Annotated in this window: 2 protein-coding genes and 1 pseudogene; all 3 read left to right on the top strand. The window is 73.8% G+C overall.

Annotated elements, in window-relative coordinates:
- The coding region (locus HMPREF3086_RS02530) for a TlpA family protein disulfide reductase (protein ID WP_070720030.1) at positions 1-520 on the top strand (520 nt) is incomplete at its 5' end.
- An 89-nt stretch (positions 521-609) separates the two neighbouring features.
- Positions 610-1,275, top strand: a pseudogene (locus HMPREF3086_RS02525) (CoA pyrophosphatase); the annotation flags it as partial.
- 200 nt (positions 1,276-1,475) lie between these two features.
- Positions 1,476-2,672 carry a MarP family serine protease gene (locus HMPREF3086_RS02520; protein ID WP_061227531.1) on the top strand — a complete coding sequence of 399 codons (1,197 nt, stop codon included), beginning with the start codon at positions 1,476-1,478 and terminating at the stop codon, positions 2,670-2,672.
- Positions 2,673-2,684 lie beyond the last annotated feature (12 nt).

Genomic DNA, 2,684 nt, shown 5'->3' with positions numbered 1-2,684 from the left:
GGACGAGCCACACACGGTCGTGGACGCCGGGACCCGCGCCACCGCCGACCTGCCGGCCTGCCGCGACAGCGCCGCGCCCGCCACCACGACCGGCCCCGTCGCCGGCCTCATGGTGCGGTGTATGGACGACGGCTCCACCACCACGCTCGGCAAGATCCAGGCCGGCAAGCCCATGGTCGTCAACATGTGGGCCTACTGGTGCGAGCCGTGCCGACGCGAGCTGCCCGCGATCCAGGACGCGGCCGCCACGCTCGGTGACGACGTCCGGGTGGTCATCTCGCACACCGACCCGTCCGAGACCAAGGGCTTCGACACCCTCGGCGCGCTCGGTATCGACGAACTCGTGTCGGTCTCCGACCACGACGAGGAGCTCCCCACCGTGCTCGGCGCGCCGCCCGTCCTGCCGCTCACCCTCTTCGTACGGGCCGACGGGACGGTCGCCCACGTGCTGGTGCAGCCCATGGACAGCGAACAGGACGTGCTGGACGCCGTCGCCGAGCACCTGGGGGTGACCGCGTGAGCGAGACCGCGAACGACCCGGCGAGCCGTCGCGTGCCCCGTCCCGGTGACATCACCGGCGTCCCGCATCCGGGGTGGATGGACCCGCTGATGTCGGCGTGCACCGACGGCAGCTTCGACGGGCTGCTGCCCCAGCGCAAGCCGCCCGCCCATCGCGGGCCCAACGAGGTCGGCCGCCCGCACCGCGACGCCGCCGTGTTGGTGCTGCTGTCCGGCTCGCCCGACGCGCCGGGACCCCTACCGCCCGAGGACGCGCGGGTCCTGCTCACCCATCGCGCGCCGACCCTGCGCAACCACTCCGGACAGATCTCCTTCCCGGGCGGCGGGGTCGACGACACGGACAGCGGTCCCGTCGAGGCCGCCCTGCGCGAGGCGTGGGAGGAGACCGGCCTGGACCCGGCCGGCGTCGACGTCCTGGCGGTGCTGCCCGAGCTGTACATCCCCGTGTCCAACTACTCGGTCGCGCCCGTGCTGGGGTACTGGCGTGAGCCGATGGAGGTCGGAGTGGTGGACCCGGGCGAGACCGCGCGCGTGATGACCGTCCCGGTGGGCGAGCTGCTCGACCCGGCCAACCGCTTCCTGCTGCGGCACACCACCGGCTGGACCGGTCCCGCGTTCCAGCACGACGATCTGGTGGTGTGGGGCTTCACCGCCGGAATCCTCGCCGCGATGTTCCACTCCGCCGGCTGGGATCTGGAGTGGGACACCGACGACATCCGCGATCTCGAGAAGACCCTCGCCGCGTCCGGCAACGGCGAACAGCACCGCATGTCGGCCGAGGAGGCCCGCCGCGAGTCCGCTGATCCGCTGGCCGACCACACCGTCGCCGGCGTGCCCGGACTGAGCGCCGGAGCCGACACCGCCGAGCCCGCGGACACCCGTGACGCCGGTGACGCGGCACCCGACGGCGAGGAGCCCCTCGACCTGCCCGCCGACAATCCGCGGAGGGGGCTTCGGTGACGGGGTCGCAGTGGCTCGACCTCGCCCTGTTCGCCCTGGCCGCCGCCGCTGCGATCTCCGGCTGGATCAACGGCGCCGCCGCCTCCGGGTTCGCCCTCCTCGGCGTGGGGATCGGCGCGACCTCCGGGTTGCTGGTGGCTCCACACCTGGTGCGCGAGGTCGACGAGCCCCTGGGCCGCCTGGTGGCCGGACTGGCGATCATCGCCGTGATGGTCATCATCGGGCAGGTCGCCGGGGTGACGATCGGTCGGGCCGCCCGGCGCTACATCTCCGGCACCGGCGCGAGGCTTCTCGACAGCACCCTGGGCGCGGTGTTCCAGTCCGCCGCCATGCTGCTGGTGGCATGGCTGGTCGCCGTGCCCATCGCCGCCCAGGAGGGCCCCGGGCCCGGCAAGGCGGTGCGGGGCTCGACGGTGCTGGCCAAGATCGACGACGTCGCACCCGAGCAGCTGCAGCGCATCCCGGCGGCGTTCACCCAGGTCCTCGGCACGACCGGGTTCCCGGACATCCTCGGCCCGTTCGGCACCACCCCGCTCCAGGAGGTCCCGCCGCCCGACCCGGTGCTGGCGGGATCGGAGGTCGTGGCGCGGGTGAAGCCGTCGGTGCTGAAGATCCGCGGCCGCGCCGAGTCGTGTAGTCGGGCCCTGGAGGGCTCCGGCTTCGTGGCCGCCCCGGGCCTGGTCATGACCAACGCGCACGTGGTGGCCGGCACCGGCTCGGTCACCGTGGTCGCCGGCGACGGCGAACTCGACGGCGAGGTCGTGGTCTACGACTCCTCGGTGGACGTGGCAGTGCTGCGCGTGCCCGGGCTGCAGGCGCCGGTCCTGCCCTTCGCCGAGAACCGCGCCCGTACCGGCGACGACGCGATCGTCGTGGGCTATCCCGGCAACGGTCCCTACCGGCCGGACGCGGCCCGGATCCGCGAGCGGGTGACCCTGCGCGGACCCGACATCTACCGTCAGCAGACCGTGGAGCGCGAGGTCTACATCCTGCGGGGCAGCGTCCGCGAGGGGAACTCCGGCGGCCCGCTGATCACACCCGACGGGAAGGTCGTGGGCGTGGTGTTCGGTGCCGCGATGGACGCCGCCGACACGGGTTACGCGCTCACCGTCGAGCAGGTCCTGCCGCAGCTGCAGGCGGCGGTCGACGCGCCGGGCGCGGTGCCGACCGGCCCCTGCGTCGGCGTCCGCTGACCGGACCGGGGC

The organism is Dietzia sp. HMSC21D01 (assembly GCF_001815995.1).
Lineage (GTDB): Bacteria > Actinomycetota > Actinomycetes > Mycobacteriales > Mycobacteriaceae > Dietzia > Dietzia cinnamea.
The sequence above is the reverse complement of the archived record's forward strand: the minus strand, read 5'-3'. Positions and strand labels throughout refer to the sequence as shown.